Origin of the sequence: Paenibacillus sp. UNC499MF, assembly GCF_900107975.1 — a bacterium.
Taxonomy (GTDB): Bacteria; Bacillota; Bacilli; order Paenibacillales; family NBRC-103111; genus Paenibacillus_F.
Map to the genome: position 1 here is coordinate 1 of NZ_FNVF01000007.1, position 23,268 is coordinate 23,268.

Annotated in this window: 14 protein-coding genes and 2 tRNA genes; 12 read left to right on the forward strand and 4 right to left on the reverse strand. The window is 51.9% G+C overall.

The features are described from left to right. The first annotated feature begins 3 nt into the window (after window positions 1–3). The 9 genes from C4S74_RS15780 to glmS all read left to right on the forward strand — a co-directional run bounded on the left by C4S74_RS15780 (window position 4) and on the right by glmS (window position 11,515). A tRNA-Pro gene (locus C4S74_RS15780) sits at window positions 4–80 on the forward strand. A gap of 7 nt (window positions 81–87) precedes the next feature. Then, window positions 88–161 (forward strand) — tRNA-Gly (locus tag C4S74_RS15785). Window positions 162–370: 209 nt separating this feature from the next. Further along, window positions 371–3,157 (forward strand): phosphoenolpyruvate carboxylase, encoded by a 2,787-nt coding sequence (gene ppc, locus C4S74_RS15790; RefSeq protein WP_103996264.1) that lies wholly within the window; start codon window positions 371–373, stop codon window positions 3,155–3,157. A 128-nt stretch (window positions 3,158–3,285) separates the two neighbouring features. Beyond that, entirely contained in the window at window positions 3,286–3,864 is a 579-nt protein-coding gene (gene sigW / locus C4S74_RS15795) for an RNA polymerase sigma factor SigW (protein ID WP_009675029.1), read from the forward strand. Between the two features lie 81 nt (window positions 3,865–3,945). Next, window positions 3,946–4,545 carry a zf-HC2 domain-containing protein gene (locus tag C4S74_RS15800; RefSeq protein ID WP_103996265.1) on the forward strand — a complete coding sequence of 200 codons (600 nt, stop codon included), beginning with the start codon at window positions 3,946–3,948 and terminating at the stop codon, window positions 4,543–4,545. A gap of 194 nt (window positions 4,546–4,739) precedes the next feature. Continuing rightward, the gene (gene cdaA / locus C4S74_RS15805) at window positions 4,740–5,555 is read left to right on the forward strand and encodes a diadenylate cyclase CdaA (protein ID WP_103996266.1); all 816 of its coding nucleotides are present in this window, start codon (window positions 4,740–4,742) and stop codon (window positions 5,553–5,555) included. Next, on the forward strand, window positions 5,548–6,876 hold the full coding sequence (locus tag C4S74_RS15810; protein WP_103996267.1) for a YbbR-like domain-containing protein: 1,329 nt from the start codon (window positions 5,548–5,550) through the stop codon (window positions 6,874–6,876). Before cdaA ends, C4S74_RS15810 begins: the two co-directional genes overlap by 8 nt. Before the next feature lie 134 nt (window positions 6,877–7,010). Beyond that, complete coding sequence (gene glmM, locus C4S74_RS15815; RefSeq protein ID WP_103996268.1) at window positions 7,011–8,351, forward strand: phosphoglucosamine mutase; 1,341 nt, start codon at window positions 7,011–7,013, stop codon at window positions 8,349–8,351. A 1,334-nt stretch (window positions 8,352–9,685) separates the two neighbouring features. Then, the gene (gene glmS / locus C4S74_RS15825; RefSeq protein ID WP_103996270.1) at window positions 9,686–11,515 is read left to right on the forward strand and encodes a glutamine--fructose-6-phosphate transaminase (isomerizing); all 1,830 of its coding nucleotides are present in this window, start codon (window positions 9,686–9,688) and stop codon (window positions 11,513–11,515) included. A 281-nt stretch (window positions 11,516–11,796) separates the two neighbouring features. Here glmS and C4S74_RS15830 read toward each other — a convergent pair whose 3' ends face one another. Next, window positions 11,797–12,705: a LysR family transcriptional regulator gene (locus C4S74_RS15830; protein ID WP_103996271.1), complete on the reverse strand. Its 909-nt coding sequence runs from the start codon at window positions 12,703–12,705 to the stop codon at window positions 11,797–11,799. Between the two features lie 142 nt (window positions 12,706–12,847). On the opposite strand from C4S74_RS15830, the gene C4S74_RS15835 reads away from it, so the two are divergent. Further along, entirely contained in the window at window positions 12,848–13,867 is a 1,020-nt protein-coding gene (locus C4S74_RS15835) for an alpha/beta fold hydrolase (protein WP_103996272.1), read from the forward strand. A 239-nt stretch (window positions 13,868–14,106) separates the two neighbouring features. Here C4S74_RS15835 and C4S74_RS15840 read toward each other — a convergent pair whose 3' ends face one another. The 3 genes from C4S74_RS15840 to C4S74_RS15850 all read right to left on the reverse strand — a co-directional run bounded on the left by C4S74_RS15840 (window position 14,107) and on the right by C4S74_RS15850 (window position 16,793). Next, the gene (locus C4S74_RS15840; RefSeq protein WP_103996273.1) at window positions 14,107–14,619 is read right to left on the reverse strand and encodes a hypothetical protein; all 513 of its coding nucleotides are present in this window, start codon (window positions 14,617–14,619) and stop codon (window positions 14,107–14,109) included. Window positions 14,620–14,754: 135 nt separating this feature from the next. After that, complete coding sequence (locus tag C4S74_RS15845) at window positions 14,755–15,498, reverse strand: spermidine synthase (protein WP_103996274.1); 744 nt, start codon at window positions 15,496–15,498, stop codon at window positions 14,755–14,757. A 290-nt stretch (window positions 15,499–15,788) separates the two neighbouring features. Beyond that, window positions 15,789–16,793, reverse strand: a complete 1,005-nt coding sequence (locus tag C4S74_RS15850) for a metallophosphoesterase (protein ID WP_103996275.1) — start codon at window positions 16,791–16,793, stop codon at window positions 15,789–15,791. Window positions 16,794–17,290: 497 nt separating this feature from the next. Between C4S74_RS15850 and C4S74_RS15855 the strand changes: the two genes are divergently transcribed. Continuing rightward, the gene (locus C4S74_RS15855; protein ID WP_103996276.1) at window positions 17,291–18,964 is read left to right on the forward strand and encodes a family 14 glycosylhydrolase; all 1,674 of its coding nucleotides are present in this window, start codon (window positions 17,291–17,293) and stop codon (window positions 18,962–18,964) included. A gap of 308 nt (window positions 18,965–19,272) precedes the next feature. After that, on the forward strand, window positions 19,273–22,848 hold the full coding sequence (locus tag C4S74_RS15860; protein WP_103996277.1) for an OmpL47-type beta-barrel domain-containing protein: 3,576 nt from the start codon (window positions 19,273–19,275) through the stop codon (window positions 22,846–22,848). Window positions 22,849–23,268: the final 420 nt, after the last annotated feature.

Below are 23,268 nucleotides of genomic sequence, written 5' to 3' on the forward strand. Positions count from 1 at the left end.
TTTCGGGACGTAGCTCAGCTTGGTAGAGCACCTGGTTTGGGACCAGGGGGTCGCATGTTCAAATCGTGTCGTCCCGACCATATGTATGCGGGTGTAGTTCAATGGTAGAACTCCAGCCTTCCAAGCTGGTAGCGTGGGTTCGATTCCCATCACCCGCTCCATACATAACCAACAAAGATCTCATAGAGGTCTTTTTTTATTTATCCGAAATCGGACAGAGTTAAAACTTACTTAGCTTTCCTTTAATTCTCAAGCATTTTTCGCCAAAAATAGCTATAATGCAACGCGTGAATGTGGTAAAATATTCTGAAATGAGCATGAGATCAGACGAAATTTGGTGTGATTATCAGTAGAGAGAAGAGGCGAGGACATGTCGGATAACGAAACAATCGTTCAGAAAAATTCTACGAACAACTTGCTTCGCAGAGATGTGCGTTTTCTTGGGCATATACTTGGGGAAGTACTGGTCCATCAGGGTGGCAATGAGCTCCTGGCAGTCGTAGAGAAAATCCGCGAACTGAGTAAATCCCTTCGGGCTCAATATGACCCAGCCATCTATGCGGAATTTAAAGCGACGATCGACGGGCTGCAGCCTGAAATTCGTCACCGGGTTATTCGTGCTTTTGCGATTTACTTTCAACTCGTTAATATTGCCGAGCAAACCCACCGTATTCGCAGAAAACGCGATTATGAGCGTTCGTCTGGAGAAACGGTTCAGCCCGGCTCCATCGAAAGCATTGTTCAGCAGCTGAAGCAGAATCAGATCTCCTACCGTGAGGTACAGGAAATTTTGCAGACGATCTCGCTTGAACTCGTTATGACTGCCCATCCTACAGAAGCTACACGCCGTGCGGTTCTGGATATTCACCAGCGTATTTCCCAAGACGTGATGTACCTGGACAATCCGACGCTCACCTACCGGGAGAGAGAGCAGCTTAGAGAAAAGCTCCTCGCCGAGGTTATGACGCTTTGGCAAACCGACGAACTGCGCAACCGGAAACCGACTGTTATCGACGAAGTACAGAACGGTCTTTATTATTTTGATGAAACCTTATTCGATGTTCTTCCAGAAGTTTATCAAGAGTTGGAGCGTTGTTTGGATAAATACTACCCGAATGAGACTTGGCACGTGCCTAGTTTCCTTAAATTCGGTTCCTGGATCGGCGGAGACCGTGACGGTAATCCTTCAGTTACTTCTGATGTTACCTGGGAGACACTGGAGCTGCACCGCGGCCTTGCTTTGAAGAAGTACGAAACGATTCTCGTAGATGTCATGTATCACTTAAGCTTCAGCAAGAACCTCGCTGAGATCAGTGATGAGCTGCAGAAATCCATTGAGGCCGATCATGAAGTTTTTGGTCCCCACAATGATTTCTGGAGCAATGACGACGAGCCGTACCGCATGAAGATTGCTTACATGATTGAGAAAGTCAAAAACACAGCGAATTCCCAAGTCGCAGGCTTCCAGAAGTATTCCTCACCGGACGAAATGATTGCCGATCTCTATGTGATCGAAAGAAGCTTGCGGAGCCATTTCGCCGATTATGCGGCGGACCGGTATATCAAGAAGCTGATTCGTCAGGTAGAATTATTCGGATTTCATCTGGCTACCCTCGACGTTCGTCAGCACAGCCGCGAGCATGAGCTGGCTATGACGGAAATCCTTAACCGCATCGGTATCGCTGAGGACTACAGCAAGCTCAGTGAGAAGGAGAAAATTGAGCTGCTGAGCAAGCTTCTCGACGAGCCGCGGCCGATTACATCCCCTTACATGGTGTACTCCGAGTCCACACAGGAATGTCTGGACGTATACAGAAATATTTATAAGGCGCAGCATGAGTTCGGACGCTATTGCTTGAACAGCTATCTGATCAGTATGACTCAAGGCGCGAGCGATATGCTGGAAGTTATGGTTTTTGCCAAGGAAGTTGGACTTTATCGTAAGGAAGCCGACGGAACGGTTGTTAGCACTATTCAATCGGTGCCGCTTTTTGAAACGATCGACGACCTGCATGCGGCTCCGGAAATTATGGATACTCTACTTAAAATTCCGGCTTATCGTGCAAGCTTGGATCCTATCGCGCCCATGCACGAAATCATGCTGGGTTATTCCGACAGCAACAAAGACGGCGGCGTTATTACCGCTAACTGGGAGCTGCGCGTTGCTCTGCGTGCTTTGACGGATACCGGCCACAAGAACGGCGTTAAGCTGAAGTTCTTCCACGGACGCGGCGGTTCGCTCGGACGCGGCGGTATGCCGCTGAATCGTAGTATTCTGGCACAACCGGTAGATACGATCGGCGGGGGTATCAAGATTACGGAGCAGGGCGAGGTGCTTTCATCCCGTTATTCTCTGCAGGGTATTGCTTACCGCAGTCTTGAGCAGGCCACTTTTGCCTTGATCAAAGGGGCGGTGCTGGCACGCAATCCGCAAAAACATCCGCTTGAAGCGGAATGGGAAAGCATTATGAAAGGAATTTCGGAAAAAGCGCAGAATAAGTATCAGGACCTTATTTTCCGTGATCCGGATTTCATGACTTTCTTCAAGCAGTCGACGCCTCTTCCCGAGGTTGGAGAACTGAATATCGGTTCGCGTCCTTCCAAGCGTAACAACAGCGACCGGTTTGAAGATTTGCGTGCGATTCCTTGGGTATTCGCCTGGACGCAAAGCCGCTATCTCCTGCCGGCCTGGTATGCTGCGGGTACGGCGCTTCAGGACTTTTATCAGAATAAGGCAGAAAATATGGCAGTTCTTAAGAACATGTATGAGAACTGGCCTTTCTTCAAATCAATGATCGACGGTTTGCAAATGGCTCTGGCCAAAGCGGATCTTCTCATTGCAAAAGAGTACGGCAGCCTGCTTAAGGAAGACAGCATCGCCAAACGCATTTACGAGCTGATCAGCGAAGAATACGATCTGACTTCCAAGCTGATTCTCGATATTACCGGACAGCAGGAGATTCTGGACAACGTTCCGGTTATTCAAGAATCCATCCGGCTTCGCAATCCGTACGTCGATCCGCTCAGCTACCTGCAGGTGGATTTGCTCAAAGAACTGCGCGGAGCGCGTGAGAATAACGAAGACGACAGCTTCCTGCTGCGTGAAGTTCTTCTTACGATCAACGGCATTGCAGCCGGCCTCCGCAATACAGGCTGATAACGGACAACATCGCATAGGCACTGAAAACAAAGAGTCAAGCCGTCCTTCGGGCGGCTCGACTTTGTGTGTTTTACCGAACATAAGTGAAAAGAAGCCCCGTACTTCCTAGGGTTGGAGGAGTTATCTTGAATTTAGTAGAAACACGATTAGCCAAGCTTGCAAGGAATGGAGATCGTGGTGCTTTTGAGGAACTGGTGAATCTGTATAAAGATAAAATATTTCACCTGGCCTACAGAATGCTCGGTAACAAGCAGGAAGCCGAAGATGCAGTGCAGGATACTTTTCTGCGTGTCTACAACAACTTAGACCGGTATGACGAGAACCAAAAGTTTTCGACCTGGATCTTCCGTATCGGAACCAACTTATGCATAGACCGGCTGCGCAAACGCAAACCGACCTATTCCCTCGACGCCGAAATGCCGGACAGTGAAGGGAACGATTTTTACGCCATGCTTGCGAGCAAAGATGAGCTGCCCGAGGACCAGATCGTTCTTTCGGAAACACAGCAGGTAATTCGCAGAGCCATTCAAACCTTGCCTGAGAAATACAAATCCGTTGTGATCCTGCGCTATCTACACGATATGTCGCTCCAGGAAATCGGAGATGTACTCGGTATGCCCGTTACGACCGTCAAGACACGGGTTCACCGCGGCCGGGAGTATTTACGAAAAAAATTAGATACGGATGCAAATTTTTCTCTGTAAGTCCGATTTTTTTGAAACATCTTCTCCCGCCATACGTATGGTACTATACTATCGGCCAAGAACGAGAAAGGAGTGGCTTCGATGAATTGCAAACAGGCCCTCCCTTTGATGCACGAATATTTGGATGGGGACTTGCAGGGGGCCCAGGCGCTGGAGCTAAAGCAGCACCTTTTGTCATGTCCGGAATGCAATACACTGTTCCGGCAGATGGAAACGACGGATGCGCTCGTTCGTTCCATTCCTGCTCCAACCGTGTCAAGTGATCTCACGAACCGTATTATGGGCAGTCTCCCTCCCGTTAAGAAGCGGAAGCCGTGGACGCAGTGGATCCGCAGACATCCTGCGGTTTCGGTAGCGGCTGTTTTTCTGTTAACGATGGCGGGCAGCTTTATGACCCTGTGGAATAACAACACCGAGTTAATGGTACGGGGTGCAGACCTGGAACGGGTTATCATCCAAGGCGATAAAGTGATCGTGCCCAAAGGAGAGACGGTTAAAGGCAATCTGGTGGTCGAGAACGGCCAACTGGTTGTAGAGGACGACGCCAATGTGGAAGGGAATCTGGTCGTTATCGACGGCAATATGAATTTGGCTTCGACGGCTCACATATCCGGGGATAAAATACGCATTGACGAAGCTCTAAGCTGGATCTGGTTTAAACTGAACGATCTCATGCATTGACCTGCTTAACCCAAACAGCATGCATATCTCATACAGCCAAAGTCCTCAAGGGGTATCCCTGAGGGCTTTTTTCTTTTGTAAACCGGAATCGGGTAGAATAGAAGAATCGTTCGGATTGTGGTATTATCAAGGAATAGACAGATAAAGATAAGAAAAAAATCCGGATTTTTACGCGTTGATTTGGGGGAACTCCAGTGGAATTATTCGCAGATATTTCCATCACAGATATTATTGATATCTCGATTGTCAGCTATGTGGTTTATAAATTAATTATGCTGCTGCGCGGAACAAGAGCCGTACAGCTTATGAAAGGGATCATTGTCGTACTGGTCGCTTGGGCTCTGAGTGTCGCTTTCAACCTGAACACGCTGCAGTGGATCATGAACCAGATGTTTACGGTGGGTCTGATCGCCATTATTATTATTTTCCAGCCCGAGCTTAGAAGAGCTTTGGAACAGCTGGGCCGCGGACGGCTTTTCTCGCGAAGTTCGATGGATGTGGACCAGGACGTCAACATCCGCATCGGTGAAGTGATTAAAGCGATGAATTACTTGTCCAGGCGGAAGATCGGGGCTTTGATCGTATTTGAAAAAGAAACCGGCCTGACCGATTACATCGAGTCGGGAATCTCTATAGGCGGACGGATCAGTTCCGAGCTGCTCATTAATATTTTTATTCCGAACACGCCTTTGCACGACGGAGCGGTTATTATCCGGAACAACCAGCTGATGGCGGCGGGTTGTTATTTGCCCCTTTCGGAAAATCCTTTTATCAGTAAAGAGCTCGGGACCCGGCACAGGGCGGCTATCGGAATGAGCGAGGTTTCAGACGCCGTTTGTCTGATCGTGTCGGAAGAGACGGGACAAATCTCGCTGTCGCTGAACGGGCAGGTCGTCCGGGATATTAAGGAAGAATCCTTGATTTCGAAGCTTTTTGATGAATTGAAGCCGAAAGCCAAAGACCGTCAAAACCCTTTCAAGAAATGGTGGGAGGGACGCAAACGTGGATAGATGGCTTAGAAATACAAATGTCGTCCGGGTAATCGCGGTCATTATCGGCATACTTCTGTGGGCGGTTGTCCGGATGGAAGGGACTAACGTTACGAATTCGACGACGTCTGGGATTAAAGAACTGCCGATCAGCAATGTGCAAATAACGCCGAAGTACGATTCGGATAAATATTATATTTCTTCGATTGAACCCAGCCGGGTGCAGGTGATTTTGAAGGGAAAAGACTCCGCGCTTAAGCGGGTGAGCACGAGTGAATATAAAGTTGTGCTGGATTTGACCAAAGCAGGCGGTAAAGGGGAATACGTGCTTCCGCTGGAAGCGGTCGGCTTCCCGTCATCTTTGCAGGTGGATATCGTGCCGCGGAACGTCAAGGTAGTCGTCGAAGAGCAGGAGATGAAGGAAGTTCCCGTGAAGATCAATGTAAAAGGAACTCCGCAGCCCGGCTATAAATCCGGCGATCCTATCGCTAAACCGAGCAAGGTGCATGTATCCGTTCCGGCAAGCAAAGCGGATGAGGTGGCGACGGTTCAAGGCGAAATCTCGGTGGATAAAGCGGACTCGGCGGTAACCAAGCAGGTGAAGCTGAAGGTGTATAACAAAGATGGCCGCGAATTGCCATACGATATAAGGCCAGCCGTAGTGGACGTGGATGTCCCTGTTACGAGTCCGTTTAAAACGGTGCCTCTGCAGATCCAGCTGACCGGCAGCCTGCCTTCCGGCTACAGCATCGGGTCGATCAAGCAGAATCCCGACAAGATCATGGTCTACGGGCCGCAAAACGTACTGGACGGCATGGATTTTTATTCGGGAGTTACGCTCAAAATCGATGGACTCAAGGAAACGAAAGAATTTACGTTAGACATTCCTTTGCAAAAAGGAGTGACTCAGATTGAGCCGACGAAGGTGCAGGTAACCGTCGAAATCGTCTCCTCCATTAAAAAGGATTATCCGGGAATTCCCCTGAAAATTGTAGGACAAGGGGAAGGGACGGAAGTGAAGTTCACGGACCCTCCTAACGGCAGCATTACGCTGACCCTGGAAGGTGCCGCGCCTCAAATAGAGGCCGTTAAACCCGAAGATATCCAGGCTATTGTGGATGTGAGCAATTTGCCTCCGGGAACTCATGAACTGCCGATAACACTTAACCTGCCGCCGTATATCAAAGATGGCGGTACATCGGTTACGAAGGCTAAGGTCGTCATTACGGCGGCCCAGACGCAAACCGAGTCGAAAAATCCGAGCGCTACACCGATCCCGACTCCGACTCCATCCCAGAAACCGGATGTGGCGGAGGAAATGGTCCCTAAAAAAGAGCCTTAACCCCCTAAACGGGAATTTTCCTTCGTAAGTTATAAGGGATATGTTAAAATCATGACAAGTTACCAGGATTTATAAAGAGACGATAAACCGATAAGGTCTAAACGTGCAGTTTATGAGAAGAGGGGAAGAGAACGATGGGGAAATATTTTGGAACGGATGGAGTTCGCGGGGTAGCCAATCAGGAGCTTACGCCGGAGCTGGCTTTTGAGATCGGACGCTGCGGAGGGTACGTACTGACACGTCAGGCTCAGCATCCGAAAGTAGTCATCGGCCAGGACACGCGCATTTCGGGTCCTATGCTGGAAGCGGCGCTGGTCGCAGGTCTCCTGTCGATCGGAGCGAACGTGATCCGCCTAGGCGTCGTATCTACGCCTGCCGTCGCGTACTTGACGCGCGTGCTTGGCGCCGACGCCGGCGTTATGATCTCCGCCTCCCATAATCCCGTGGAAGACAACGGGATCAAATTTTTCGGCGGAGACGGGTTTAAGCTGCTCGATGAGACGGAGCTTGAAATCGAGCGCCTCCTCGACGCGGACGGCGACGAGCTGCCGCGGCCTGTGGGCGGCGAGATCGGTTCCGTGTCGGATGATCCGAAGGCGAAGTTTCTGTATGCCGACTTCGTTAAGTCGACCGTGCAGCATTCGTTCGGCGGCATGAAGATTGTGATGGACTGCGCGAACGGGGCCGCTTACGAGCTGGCGCCTAAGATTTTCCGCGAGCTTGGAGCGGAAGTGATTACGCTCGGAGCGGAGCCGAACGGCCGCAACATCAACGAAGGCTGCGGTTCGACTCATCCGGAGAATCTGCAGAAAGCCGTCTTGGAGCACGGCGCGAACCTCGGCCTTGCGTTCGACGGTGACGCGGACCGGCTTATCGCGATTGATGAGAACGGGGAAGAAGTCGACGGCGACTTCATCCTGAGCATTTGCGGAGACGCGATGAATCGTGCAGGCAAGCTCAATCACAGTACGATTGTGACGACCGTGATGGCCAATATCGGCTTCTTTAAGGGAATCGAGGGTCACGGCCTGAAAGCGACCCAAACGGCCGTTGGAGACCGTTACGTGATGGAAGAGATGCGTAAGGGCGGTTACAATCTGGGCGGCGAACAGTCCGGACATGTTATTTTCCTCGATTACAATACGACCGGTGACGGTATTCTTACGGGCTTGCAGCTCGCTGACACCCTTGTGGCGGGAGGCCGTCCGCTTAGCGAAGTGAAGCGGATTATGCGGAAGTTCCCGCAGGTGCTCGTCAACGTGCGTGTAGCGGATAAAAGCAAGCTGCAGGATAATGCAGCCATTGCAGGCGCCATCAGTGCCGTAGAGAGCCAACTGGGCGACAACGGCCGTGTGCTTGTGCGTCCGTCGGGGACGGAGTCTCTTATCCGTGTTATGGCGGAAGGGCCGGACAAAGACACGGTGGAAGGCTACGTGAACGACATCGTTGAGGTTGTAAAGCGGGAGCTGGGCTAATTCCGTTCGGGCTTGCGGGCTGTTTTGCCCGGTATATAAGGTTACAAATTGCTGTGAAATTGGTAAAGGCAATGGATATGATAATAGTAGAGGCCGCTTCTCTGGGAGCGGCTTTTTCTGCATGCGGATGGAATGGACGAGCCATACAATCATACCTGGTGGAAGCGGGCTATTACCTCGGATTTACACAAGATTTAGCCGCCTGTTATGGGGCTTGTATCTCATTTTGCAGCATGAGAGTTGCAAAGAGGAGTCAAAATGAATATGATGAGTATATGTTTTTTTACTCATACAGAGAAAGGTGGATAGAGTTTCAGCAACAACAAGCGCCAGAACTTGCGCGGGAAGCGTCTGAATTGTACATGCGGGTTAAACGACTCGTATGGCAAAGAGAACGCGGAGCCGGCAAGTTGACGAGGTGAAGGTGTTCGAAATTTCGGCGGGGACCTTCCGGTAGTTCATTCCTACCGACAAGCTGGAGAGCAAATTGTCCGGGTGACCGGGCACACAAGAATCCAGCCGAATGATTCATAGATAAGGATTAGGGCTGCATGCTTATGGTGTAAGCAGGGTTGGTTCTGGTTGAGGCTGCAGACGGGTCGTACGGAAACCGCTTAGGCGGACGAACGGAGCAGTCGTTGTTAGACGGATAGAGCGGATTCCAACAGGCGAGTGTCTGATAGGGAGCGATCCACCCTGCGTCGTTGTTAGACGAAAGGTTTGGATCCAAGCAGGCGCCAGCTTATGCATGGATCGCTGTTTATCGAGCGTTTTGAGCGCTTTATGACGGGCGACGGGTGACTCGCGATGGAGCCTGTTCTCTTCAGTTCTGTTTTTTGCAGGAAAATGCTGCGCTGGCAGCTTATATCGTCACGTATGACGCGATAATCGTTTAATCGTTTCGGCTTATTACGAGTGGGCAGCGTTTTTGAAAAACGTGGACTCGGAAGCTTTTTTAAGTGCGCCTGATAGATGATTAAAGAGTGTTTTGGGGCATTATCCGGTGTAAGATGTCCTTTTATTTTTAAAAATGGCCGGTTGGAAGCTGCTTATAAAAGATAGTGGATGATACAATTTGTATCAAACATGACGATTTAGGGAGTTAACGGGCTTTAGAGCAGGACCTGTGGGCATGTCTCGTGTTCACTTTTTACGAAATCATTCTTTTTAGACGAGATAAGAATCGCAAACAAATAAGCAGGGCAGACGGCAGGAGTTTGAAATCAGGAGTGTGACTCCGTTCAGTGTTCCGCCGATCTTTGACAAACAGCCTATGAACGTCATTCGCGGATGCGGAGCGGGTCATGGAGCTCAAATAATGGGGGTATTTTTGTATGTGCGGAATCGTTGGATATATCGGTAAACGTGATTCTCAGGAAGTGTTGATCGAGGGATTGAAAAAGCTGGAGTACCGCGGATACGACTCGGCGGGAGTGGCCGTGTACACGGAGGGCGGGCTTCAAATCAAGAAGTCGAAAGGCCGTCTGGCCGTGCTGGAATCGCAGCTTAGCGATGCGCCTTTGAACGGAACGGTGGGAATCGGCCATACGCGCTGGGCGACACACGGCAAGCCTTCGGATGAAAATTCGCACCCTCACACAGACAATTCGATGAAATTCTCGGTCGTTCACAACGGGATTATCGAGAATTATATGACGTTGAAAGAAGAACTGATCGCTAAAGGGCACACGTTCGTTTCGGAAACGGATACGGAAGTGATCTCGCATTTGATTGCCGATCTGTACGAGGGAGATATCGTCAAAGCGGTTCAGCAGGCGGTTAAACAGATGCGGGGCGCGTTTGCACTTGGCGTGCTGACGGAGTATGAACCGGACCGGCTTGTGGCCGTACGGTTGGCAAGTCCGTTGATTATCGGGGTAGGCGAGGGAGAGAACTTCATCGGCTCGGACATCCCGGCGATTCTGGAATATACACGCAACGTGTATATCTTGAATGATGGCGAAATGGCACTGCTCACGCGGGACGGTGTCGAATTGATGACAATCGAGGGGAATTTTATTTCTCGGGAAATGTTTCGTGTCGATTGGGATCTGGTAACGGCTGAAAAAGCGGGCTTCGACCATTTCATGATGAAGGAAATTTATGATCAGCCGAAAGCTTACCGCGATACGATCGGCAGCCGTATTTCCGAAGCGGGCGACCGCGTAGTTCTGGATGAAATTTCGATGACGGCCGATCAAATTCGGAATACTCGGAATATCCAGATCGTAGCGTGCGGAACGGCATATCATGCCGGGCTTGTCGGTAAAAGCGTGATCGAAAAAATGGCGCGCATTCCGGTTGAAACGGATGTGGCTTCGGAGTACCGTTACCGGTCGCCGATCATCACCCCGGATACGCTGGTCATTGTCGTGAGTCAATCCGGCGAAACGGCGGATACGCTGGCCGCGCTGCGCGAAGCGAAAAGAAACGGCGCACGCGTGCTGGCGATCACCAACGTAGTCGGCAGCTCCGTATCCCGGGAAGCGGACGATGTGATCGTGACGTGGGCGGGTCCGGAGATTGCCGTCGCTTCGACGAAGGCTTACACGACACAGCTGATGGCGTTCTATCTGCTGGGCTTGTTCCTCGCGCAAACGCTGGAAACCGTGGAGCCGGCGGAAATCCGCCGCACCTTGGCGGCTATGCAGAGCCTGCCGGAGCAGGTGGAAAGCATTCTGGCGCGGGGCGAAGAGATCAAAGCCTATGCGGAGCAGATTGCGCGGCACGAGCACTTGTTCTTCATCGGCCGCGGCATCGACTTTGCGGTAGCGCTGGAAGGCTCGCTTAAGCTGAAGGAGATCTCGTACATTCACTCCGAAGCTTATCCGGCCGGCGAACTGAAGCACGGAACGCTCGCGCTGATCGAGGATGACGTGCCGGTCATCGCCTTGGGACTGCAATCCGACCTTCAGGAGAAGACGGTGAGCAACGTCAAGGAAGTCACGGCGCGCGGCGGTAAAGTGCTGGGAATCGCTTACGAGGGAGACGCAGAGTTCGCCAAGTCTGTGGATCAGACGTTCAGCATCCCACGGACGCTGGATGTGCTGTCTCCGGCGCTGACTGTGATTCCGCTGCAGCTGCTTTCGTACTATGCGTCGCTGGCACGCGGGAACGATGTGGATAAACCGCGCAATCTTGCGAAGAGTGTGACGGTGGAGTAGGGCGGAGACGGGAGAATAGCAAATTGTGGCTTTGAAATAAAGTTCGATCATTTGTAAAAAAGTCTAATCGTTTATAATAAAGTTTAATTATTTGTAAAAAAGCTTAGTCAAAATCCTGCATTTCAATGCAGGATTTTTTTCTTTTCCACAAAACGGGCCAGATTGTTGAATAGCACCTTAGTATATTTCTTCACAAGCTCTTCAAAATATTAACATAGATACCCGTTTTTCTTAATTACCAATTAGATTACCAACAGAAGTTAGGAAAATAGCTGAATAGGCTAAACCGTTTTATTTTCCTCCTCTATAGCTATAACTTCCCTTGCTGCTTCTATGAAAGATAATATGATTGGTGAAATCCACTTGTCTTTATGCCATGCCATATGTGTATATACGTGCAAGTCCGAAATTTGCCATGGAAGAGCAACAAGTTCACCCCGTTCAACTTCGGCTTCTACTGTTATTTCAGGAAGAAAGGCAATGCCGATTCTCGTAATTGCACATTGTTTAATGGCTTCGGCATTTTGAAACTCTAAATAAGTAATATCATCAATGCCCTTTTTCTCAAATGACCGGTCAAACATGGTTCGATAGGTACAACCTTTTTCATTGACCAGGAACACTTCTCCGTGGAAATCTTCCAGCTGTAGTGCAGGCAGTTTCGCGAGAGGGTGGTCCGGGGCAACGAAAAATCGGAAAGTTTCTTCCAGTAACGGTTCCACAGTAAGCCCGGTTGAGAGAATGGGTTCGTCCAGCATAAAGACGACATCCGCGGTTCCCTCAAAGAGCGTTTGCTTGAGTTCCTGATTGGGAACAGAGCGGAAGATAAGACGAACTCCTGGATAGCGCGAACGAAATAGCTGGAAGACAGCCGGAAGACGATAGGCGCAAAGAACCTCGTTGGCACTTATCGTTAGGGTACCGCTTAGATTTTCATTGTCATGAACGGCACTGCGAGCTTCGTCCAATTTGTCTAATACACTTTGAACATGAGTTAAAAAACGCTTACCTGCAGTTGTGAGCATGAGTTGTTTGCCCAATCGGTCAAAAAGGCGAACACCAAGCTCATCCTCCAGTGCTTTTATCTGCATCGTGACGTTGGAGGGGACGTAATTCAAAACTTCCGCAGCCCGACTGAAATTTAGTGTTGAAGCAACCGTGCGGAACGTATTCAGTTGGCGTAATTCCATTATACTGCCCCCTTTTACTTTCAATAATATTGAATACTGCTTTGAATTTCATTCACTTTATTTGAGATTATCACAGGTTTATACTGACAACAAGAAAATAAGAAATACATTTCCAATTTCACTTTGAAAGGAGCAACATACAATGAATTATGAAATTTTTAATTTGGGTGACGTTACCTTGCAATCAGGAGGGACACTACCGAACGCTTTTCTTGCTTATAAGACTTATGGGAAATTGAATGAAAAGAAAGATAATGTGATCGTCTATCCAACTGCTTTTGGCGACCAACATGTTCAGAATGAATGGTTGATTGGAAACGGCATGGCACTAGATCCGCAGAAATATTTCATTATTGTTCCAAATCTGCTCGGAAACGGATTATCTTCGTCTCCTAGTAACACGCCGCCTCCATTCGACAAGGCTAATTTCCCGCAGGTAACCATTTATGACAACATTAAATTCCAATATCGACTGGTGACCGAAAAATTCGGCATTCAAAAGATTGCACTCGTAGTTGGATGGTCCATGGGAGGTCTTCAATCATTCCAATGGGGAGCAAGTTACCCCGACATGGTGGAACGAATCGCACCTTTCTGCGGAGGTGCAAAGACTTGGCCGCAAACGTATGTGGTCCTGGACGGAATGAAAGCTGCGCTCAGGGCTGCAGTTGGCTTCGATTCAAGTAAATTAAACCGGTTAACTTCTGCAGACATGCGCACCGTTGGCCGAGTCTATGCGGGATGGGGCCTATCACAGGCGTATTACAGAGAGGAACTTTATCGTGATATGGGATTTGGCTCATTAGAAGATTTTGTGGCTGGCGTCTGGGAAGACAGCTTTATGAAGATGGATCCGCACAATGTCCTGGCCATGTTATGGACAGGACAGTACGCAGATATTAGTGCAAACCCCGCCTATAACGGAGATTTCGATAAGGCGCTCACAAGTATTAAAGCGCTGGCCTGCGTCATGCCAGGGAGCACGGATCTATTCTGTACGGCGGACGACAACAAATACGAGGCTAAGCTTATCCCTAATGCTGTTGTTAATCCTATCGAGTCAATCTGGGGCCATTTTGCCGGTCGCGGAATCAACAGTGTCGATAATAAATTTATTGATGACAACCTAAAACGCTTGTTGGCGCTTAGTACTAACGGATGAATCATCTTTAGTAATCGTCACGGCAGAAAAAATATCAGAGTGGATAACAAAATTATGAAGCTGCATTTCATCAAAAGCCAAAAATGATTCCCAGTGAATTAGTGGAGACATACATTAAACATAGATCAAGTGGCGGTTGCCCGTTGCACCAATACAGTTCCATACAAAAAGGACCCGATCTCGGGTCCTTTTTTGCAACAGCAAGCTTATAGCATGTGTTCAGTCGAACGAGTTTTTGTTTACGGAATGTACTGCTGAACGATTTTCACAATCTTATGGTCTTTGATTGTTATATGGAACGGGAATGTGCTCACATCGAGCAGGCTGTTGTTGTGGTAAATGTCCAGGAACTTGCTTAGCGATACTTCTTCGTTCCACTTGACGTCCACGCCTTCGAAAGTGCCGTCATGATCGTAAAGCTGCATCAGGACTTGCGCGTTGGGATCGATTTCGAAGCTGTCGAGCTTCTCTTGATCGTTAACGATATAGTAGCCGTCAGGGGCGTGTGTCATATCGCCGATATCCGTTTCATGCTCGACGAATTTTTGATCGGCTTCTGCGCCTTCGTACCACTCGATTTGGTCTCCTTGCAGGTAGAGAGAGCCGTTTTTATTTTCAAAGGAAGAAATCATAACGGTTACGGTGTCTTCGCCGCGGGGAACGGGCGTATATTCGGAATCGACTGCATTGGCGGATGTGACGAAAGCCAGCATAGATATCATAAGTGTAGTGAAAAAGACCATCTTTTTCATGTGTGTAAACCCCTTTGCGAAAATGGTTAGGATGCTCCTACAGATTCTTTACCCGGCTGGGCCGGTTTAAAACGCTCTGTCGGGCTTGTTACTCTCATCATAAACCAAAATGCGCGCGCAAAAGTCACAATGTAGTTACAAACGGTCCGTAATCAGATAACCTGGCTCCGGTTCAAATTCAATAAAGCCGGCCATGTGGCGGGCTTGATACATCAGGGGGCAGCCGCCGCCAGCTAGAAGGATGTTCAGCGTATCCCGGGTGCCTTCCGAGGGCAGATAAAAAGCTTTTCGGTAAGAAAAAACTTCGCCAAGGGTCGTGTAAATGGCGCCGATATGGTTGTCGTGCTCGCTTTTGCCGAACAAATTCATAAAGAGGGCACCGTCTGTATGAAGTTTGCTGCGGCCGAGCTCGAAGAATTCCCGGGTGATTAAGTGCCGGGGGGTACCTTTCTCGGTAAAGGCGTCGAGGATCACGTAATCGTACGCCTCGGGCGGTTCCTGATCCAGAATCTCACGTCCGTCGCCGACGATAATATTTTCCCGATCGTATCCGAAATAGGTTCTGCTGAGCTCGACGACTTTAGGGTCGTATTCCGCTACGGTAACACGCTTCTGCGGATAGCGGGCTGCTATAGTGCCGATTCCGTGGCCGATCATAAACACGTTTTCGAAGAGGGGCCGGTTCGTCTCCATGAGATGGATGATCGCTCTAGGATATTCAAACAGGATGCGCCCCGGATTGTTCAGATCAATCGCTCCCTGAATGGCCTCATTGGCGAATTGAAGCACACGGAAGCGGCCTTTCTCGCCGTACAGTTCGTTGGTGTCGTAAACCCGGATCCCGCGGCCGGGCCCGATTTCTTCATAGAGCAGATGCAAAATGCTCGTTCTCCTTTGCGGTACGCGTGAAGCGCCGGATATGTCTTAACCAGTATACCATTCCGGCGGGCTTTTTCGGCTCGACTAGGGACTCAGGCTGCTTCAGGTGTTTTCGATTGTTTCGGTTGCTATTACTTTCGGTGGTCGGTAGGAGAACCCCAGTCGGGGGGCAGGCTTCGAAACAGGAACAACCGCGGATAGGAGAGCCGCGAGGATGATACATTCGACTGGGACGACGTAAAATTCAAAACCGAAACAAACCGCGGACAGGAGCTCCGCGGCTTTGTTTTTTACTCGCGCACGTTCCGGGGCAGGGTAAACTGGGCTTCGGGAATCCAGCGCTGCCGGTAAAAGTCGCGCCCCTTGATGCTGACTTTGTCCTTGTACACTTCGACGTAGAGGCCTTCGCTTTCGTCCGGGCCCGTCAGCATTTCGCCTCCGTTTCCGTTGTCGGTCCAAGGCTGAAGGACGGAGGACGAATTCACCATCGTAAACTTGTCTTGGACGAGGGTGCCCGGCAGTTTGAGCTCCCAGTGGGTATGACCCGAGAAAAGAATCGCCTGGGGATAGGCCGAGAGAATTTTTCGCAGTTGCTCATGCTGGACGACGGCCCGGTTGTTGACACAGCAGAAGCTCGTACCGGATACCGTGCCGGGAAGCGGCTGATGCAAAAAGACGAAGACAGGCTTGCCGCCGGCGGCCCCTTTTCGCAGGGAAGTTTTCAGAAATTGGAGCTGTTCCGCCGAAAGCCAGGCATCCTCCAAGTTGTTCGGATCCGACTGCCGGTACTGCTCTGAGCCGAGGAAAATGAAGCGGAAGCCGTTCACCACCCGGTCACCGTACACTTTTTTGCCGCCGGAAAGCTGAAGAAACCGTCCGATGGACGCTTGCTCCGTCTCTCCGTTCGGAAACGCGTCCGCGTTCCAGGAACCGCCGCCATCGATCCAGGCTTTGTAATATTCATGGTTGCCCATCGTATAAAACACTTTGCGGGGATGCGGGTTCCGCTCCATCAGTTCGCTTAGTTTAGCGTAATCGGCGGGCATGCCGTTCGTGAGATCTCCGTTGATGACGAGCGCGTCCGCATCGGGTCCGAGCGTTTGGAGATCGGCCAGGGCCGCTTTAAACTTTTGGTGCGATTGCGGGTCCCAGGATTGGATGTGAATGTCGCTGATAACGGGAAAAGCGAGAAGCGGCTTCTCTTTTCCGGGTTTCGCGCCGACTGCGGAAGGAATCACTGCGGCTGCCAGAAGCGATAACGACAGGGCTGCGGAGAGGAACGTTTTGCGTAACATAGAGCCTCCTCGGATATCGGAATGTTTTACATTCCTTACCATACCTGTCATTTGTCAGAGAAAAAGCGGTCTTATGTATAGGTTTTATGAAAAGGACGCGTTTATTTACTTGATTTTAAAAAAAGAGGTTACGGAAGCCGCGGCGATCCTATAGGAGGAATGAGACGATATAAGCAGGAGCGGGAGGGGATAGTCCTTCCCGTCTTTGTTTTGCGTGGAAGCTCATAACAGACAATATAATCCACCCTTTTGACAATCTTTGGGGTCGTTTTGCAGCTTGTACGTTTTTTATAATAAATTTGTAAACGATTTCATATAAAGGAGGGAAATAACACTGCATAAACCGGTCCTTGTGATACAGCGTGTAAAAAAGAAGCAGCTTAACCGGACTACATAAGACGAAGGATTCGCGGGAATAAGGAGAAAAAGGCAGCCGGCTGCGGTGCGGGAAACCTTGTGCTCTGAACAAAATTCACAATAAAGGAAGGGTGTACGCGATGAGGTTGACGAACAACAGCTTGAAAAAAGCGGCCCTGCAGCTGCTCGGTTTTATTCTGGTACTGACGACCGTGTTCGGCTGGGGGCCGGCCAGGGCCGGTGCGGCGGTTGCGGGCGATTTTCAGGCTTCGGTGATGGGGCCGCTGACGAAGGTTACGGATTGGAATGCCTTCAAGAATCAGCTTCGCACGCTAAAAAACAGCGGAGTATACGCCGTCACGACCGATGTCTGGTGGGGAATGGTGGAAAGCGCGGGAGATAACCAATTCGACTGGAGCTATTACAAGACGTACGCGGGAGCCGTGCGGGAGGCGGGGCTGAAGTGGGTACCGATCCTGTCCACGCATAAATGCGGCGGCAATGTCGGAGACGATTGCAACATACCGCTGCCGAACTGGCTGTGGGCCAAAGGGACGGCGGACCAGATGCAGTTCAAAAGCGAAACCGGCTATATGAACAACGAAGCTCTGTCTCCTTTCTGGAGCGGGCTGGGTACGCAGTACAGCGAGCTTTACGCTTCTTTTGCGGCTAATTTCGCTTCCTATAAGGATATGATTCCGAAAATCTATTTAAGCGGAGGCCCGTCCGGAGAATTGAGATTTCCTTCGTATTATCCGGCTGCCGGATGGAGCTATCCGTCCCGCGGCAAGTTCCAAGCTTATACGGATACCGCGAAGCAGGCATTCCGGACGGCCATGACGGCCAAATACGGATCGCTTAGCGGAATCAACAGCGCATGGGGCCTGAGCCTGACTTCGGCCGATCAGATCAGTCCTCCCAATGACGGGGACGGCTTCTACACGAACGGAGGCTACAAAAGCGCCTACGGCAAAGATTTTCTGTCCTGGTACCAGAGCGTGCTGGAAAATCATCTGGGCGTAATCGGCAGTGCCGCGCACAAAAATTTCGACTCCGTGTTCGGCGTGCCGATCGGAGCCAAAGTTTCCGGCGTCCACTGGCAGATGACGAATCCTTCCATGCCGCACAGTGCGGAGCAGGCCGCCGGGTATTACGATTACAACCGTCTGCTGCAGAAGTTTAAGGACAGCAATTTGGATCTGACGTTCACCTGCCTGGAGATGTTCGACAGCGGAAACGCTCCGAATTACTCCATGCCTTCTACCCTTGTCGATACCGTCGCGGGTATTGCCAACGCTAAAGGCGTCCGCCTCAACGGGGAAAATGCGCTTCCGGCTTCGGGAACGGCCGCGTTCCAGAAGATCGAGGAAAAGCTGACCCGCTTCGGCTTCAGCGGCTTTACGCTTCTGCGTCTAGCCAATGTGGTGAATGCGGACGGCTCCGCAACCGGCGAGATGGCGAACTTTAAGAAGTATGTCATCAGCCATGCGGGAACGGGTTCCGGGGGCACGAACAATAGCGCAACCGTGTACTACAAGAAAGGTTACTCGACCCCTTACATCCATTACCGTCCCGCAGGCGGAACCTGGACGGCCGTGCCCGGCGTCAAAATGGCCGATTCCGAAATCGCCGGCTATGCCAAGATAACGGTCAATATCGGTACGACCGCTCAATTGGAAGCGGCTTTTAACGACGGGAACAACAATTGGGACAGCAACAGCATGAACAACTATTTCTTCGGTGCAGGTACCTCTACTTACACGCCCGGAACGGGAGGAGCCGCAGGAACGGTGAAGCCGGGAGCCCCTTCCTGAGCCTTTACGCGCGCAGCCGGAACGCTAAAAGCCGTTTGGGTCCGTATAATCTCCCGGCGCATCCGCAACCGCAAGCATAAACAGGAGCGACCGTCCGATGGAGTCTTTAACGGCCGTCAGCCCAGGCTGAACGGCCTCTTTTTGCGGAAAACAGAGGGGGTGTAACTGTAGAAAACTACCATTATATTCATGAAAGAAAGTGCAAGGAAAGCGGATTATCTTTACAAAAAAATACCACTTCTCCTGACTTATCCATGGTAGAATGAGGTCGAAAGTTTAACTAGCTTCCAGCATAAAGGAGGAAATTCATGAAGAAGAGATTCGCAGGGTGGAAGGCAAAGGTGTTCAAGTCTTCACTCGCCCTATCCGCGGCGCTTTCCGTGCAAGTATTGACCGATGGTTGGCATGTAAAGGCGGAAGGGCCGGCCGATCCGGCCCCCTACATTGAAGCGAAAGTCGTCAATGAGAACGCCGGCAAAAAGGTGCTTTTCGACAACACTCACGCTCAAACGGCGGGAGCCGCGGACTGGGTTATCGACGGCGGGTTCTCCGATTTCGGCAATGCTTTGGCGAATAACGGCTACTATGTAAAAGAGCTCCGCAAAACGACTCCGATTACGCTGGCAGACTTAAGCGGATACGATGTTTTTGTAGTCGCGGAAGCGAATATTCCATACAAGGCGAGCGAACAGGCGGCTATGGCGGCCTATGTGGAAGGCGGCGGCAGCATCTTCTTCGTCGGCGACCACTACAACGCGGACCGCAACAAGAACCGCTGGGACGGCTCCGAAGTATTCAACGGCTACCGCCGCGGCGCCTGGGACAATCCGGCGAAAGGCATGAGCGCGGATGAAGCGGGCTCGGCGGCTATGCAGGACGTTGTCAGCTCCGACTGGCTCGGCTCCCAGTTCGGCGTCCGGTTCCGCTACAATGCGCTCGGCGACATTACCGCCAACAACATTGTAGCTCCGGAGCAGGCCTTCGGCATCACGAAGGGCGTATCCTCGGTGGCGATGCACGCCGGCTCCACGCTCGCTATTATCGATCCGGCCAAGGCGAAGGGCATCGTGTATCTGCCGCAGACGAAAGCGGCCTGGGGCAACGCGGTCGATCAGGGCGTCTACAACGGCGGCGGAGTCGCGGAAGGCCCTTATGTGGCCGTAGCCAAGAAGGGTGCGGGGAAAGCGGCCTTCATCGGTGATTCCTCTCCGGTCGAAGACGCCACGCCGAAGTATCTGCGCGAGGATACGGGCGCGAAGAAGACGACCTACGACGGCTTTAAAGAGGCGAATGACGGCGTGCTGCTCGTCAACACGATCAACTGGCTGGCGAAGAAAGAAAGCTACACGAGCCTGTCCCAGGTGAGCGGCCTGCAGCTCGACCAGCCGACGGCTCTGCTGCCTTTCGAGGCCCCGGCCGCTTCGACCGAGCCGCAGCCCGAGCCTTGGGCGGCCCCGGCAGCGGGCTACAAGTGGTATGACCGCGGCACGTTCAAGTCCGGCTCCTTCGGCAGCGGCGGCGGTACGACGGTGCCTTCCAACCCGTCGTACAGCTTCGTCCGCCAGGCGACTCTGCCGAACGCGGCGGAATTCCAAATCCGCGTCGTGGTCGATAATCTGCCTGCGAATACGACCGTTTCGGGCTTCAGCGCAGGCGTATATATGGCCACGGGAGGCACGCAGGTGGCGCAGGTCCGGAATGCGGACGGCACATGGCCGGCGTCTTACGGATACAGCGCGGCTTTCAGCCTCACATCCGACAGCAAGGGCCATGCTTACAAGGATCTTACCGTCCGCATTAAGCCGGGCACGACCGGCGCCGCGAACCTCCGGCTCCGCCAGAACGGCACCAACCTGAAGACGGAAGCCGTGTCGATCGCGAACGTGCCGGCCGAGCCGCTGCCGGATGAGCAGGGCCCGATTCCGGCCAAAATTACCGTTGCCGAAGCGCGCGGTAAAGGCGAAGGGGCTCTGGTGACGCTGGAAGGCGTCGTTACGACAGAGCCGGGCATCTTCGGCGGTCAGTCCTTCTACCTGCAGGACGCGACCGGCGGTATTTATGTGTACCAGAACCTCGGCGGATTTCACGCCGGGGATGTAGTGAAGGTGACGGCCTCTACGGCCGTCTACAATTCGGAACTGGAATTAACCGATCCGGTCGAAGTCGCCAAAACGGGCACTTCGGCCGTTCCTGCGCCTGTAAAAGCCGATGCGGTTACGGCCGGCAACCAGGGACAGCTCATCGAGCTGAGCGGGGTGACAATCGGCGCTGTCAAAAGCGCGGTGCCGGAAGGCTCCTTCGAATTTGACGCCGTCAAAGGAGACGTGGTGAACCACATCCGCGTAGACGCCCGCACGGGACTTACGCTGGCTTCTTTTCCGTATAAAGAAGGACAAACCGTTGACATCCGCGGTGCGGCGGCGATTTTCAAAGGTGCGTTTCAATTGAAGCCGAGAGGTCTGTCCGATTTCACGGCACAGGCGGACACGACGGCTCCCGTAACGGAGGCTGCGCTATCGGAAACGGCCAACGCGGAGGGCTGGTTTAACAAGAATGTAACCGTTGTATTGACGGCCCGCGATAATGATGGGGCTGCTGTTCTGACGCAGTATGATATCAACGGCGGAGAAGCGAAAGGCTATTCGGAGCCGTTCACCGTCGAAACCGAAGGAACGAATATCGTCCGCTACTATTCCACGGATGCCGCAGGCAATAAGGAAGAGGCCAAAACTGTCCAGATCAAATTGGATAAAACGGCTCCGGCCGCGTCTCTGACGCTGAACGGACAAGCTGTCGCCGATGTGACTGATAAAGATTCCTTAACCTTCCGTCTGCTGAGTACGGATGGGGGATCGGGCATCGCGGACCGGAAACTGATCCTGGACGGGAAAGAAATTGCCGACGGCGAAACGCTGAAAGCGGGCGAGCTGGCTGTCGGCCCGCATACCGCCCAGTACCGTGTGACGGATCTTGCGGGCAATACGGCGGAGGACACGTACAGCTTCCATGTAAAGGCGAGTCTGACGCTCAGCAAGGTCGAGCTTACGGCGGGCAAAACCGTCTTGAAGCCCGGTGAAACGACCGACCTCCGTGTGAGCGGCACATGGAGCAACGGCACCGCAGCCGATTTAACCGTAGCGGAAGTGGTATACCGCAGCAGCAATGAGGCGGTGGTTACGGTAAACGCGCTGGGAAGGCTGACGGCTGTCGGCGAAGGGACTGCCGATCTGACGGCTTCCGTCACGCTGAACGGCGTCACTATCGTGTCGAACGCGGTTACCGTTACGTCCGGCAAGCTTCTGGCAGCGGGCGTTCCGGGCAAGCCGGTGCTGTCGTCCGACAACGGGTACAACGGTCTTAAGGGCGGCAGCTTTACCGTGACGATGAACATGTGGTGGGGAGCCAACGGCTCCGTGTACAAGCTGTACGAGAACGGCGTGCTGATTAGCACGCAGACCCTGAAAGACGCTTCTCCGACCGCCCAGACGGTCAGAACGGCTGTCCAAGGCAAGGCTAACGGATCGTATACGTATACGGCCGAGCTGATCAATGCTTACGGGACGACGGTAAGTTCGCCTCTCGTCGTCAACGTAACGGATGCCGCCCCGGGTAAACCGGTTCTTTCCCAAGACAACTGGGACGGTGACGGCGCCTATAAGGTGACGATGAACATGTGGTGGGGCACCAACGGTTCCGAATACCGGCTGTATGAAAATGGCCGGCTTATCGAGACAAAAGCGCTGAAAGAAGCGACTCCGGGTGCCCAGAGCGCTGCAACCAGCCTTACGGGCCGGGCTCCCGGAACGTATGAATACCGCGCGGAGCTTGTTAACGCTTCGGGTGTTACCGCCAGCGAGCAAATCGTTGTAAAAGTAACCCGCTGAATGCGTATATCCGCGAACGCTGCAATCAGGTGAGTTCCCGTATCGACGAGCTTTTAAGAACGACCGGACACAGGAAGATTTTGCGTCGGATCGGCTGTTCGCGGCCTTGTACGCCCGGCTGCAAGCAAAGTTGCGAGGCTGCAAGGCCGTAGAGGATACGGCGGAAAGCCATTGGTTTCGGACAAGTATACCGACACATAAAGTCAAAAACCCTCCACTCCGCTTAAAGCGGAAGTGGAGGGTTTTCTTTTTTGGAAGCTGACATCTGCCGGAGAAGAAGAGCAATCCCGTCTGGCGTCCGGTGATACGGAAGAGAGGGGCAAATGCTGAAGGCAGCGGAAGACAAAGAAAATGCACGGAGAAACCCGGGAATCAAAGGGTATCGGCAGAAGACCGGACGGCGGACATATAAGAGAGAGA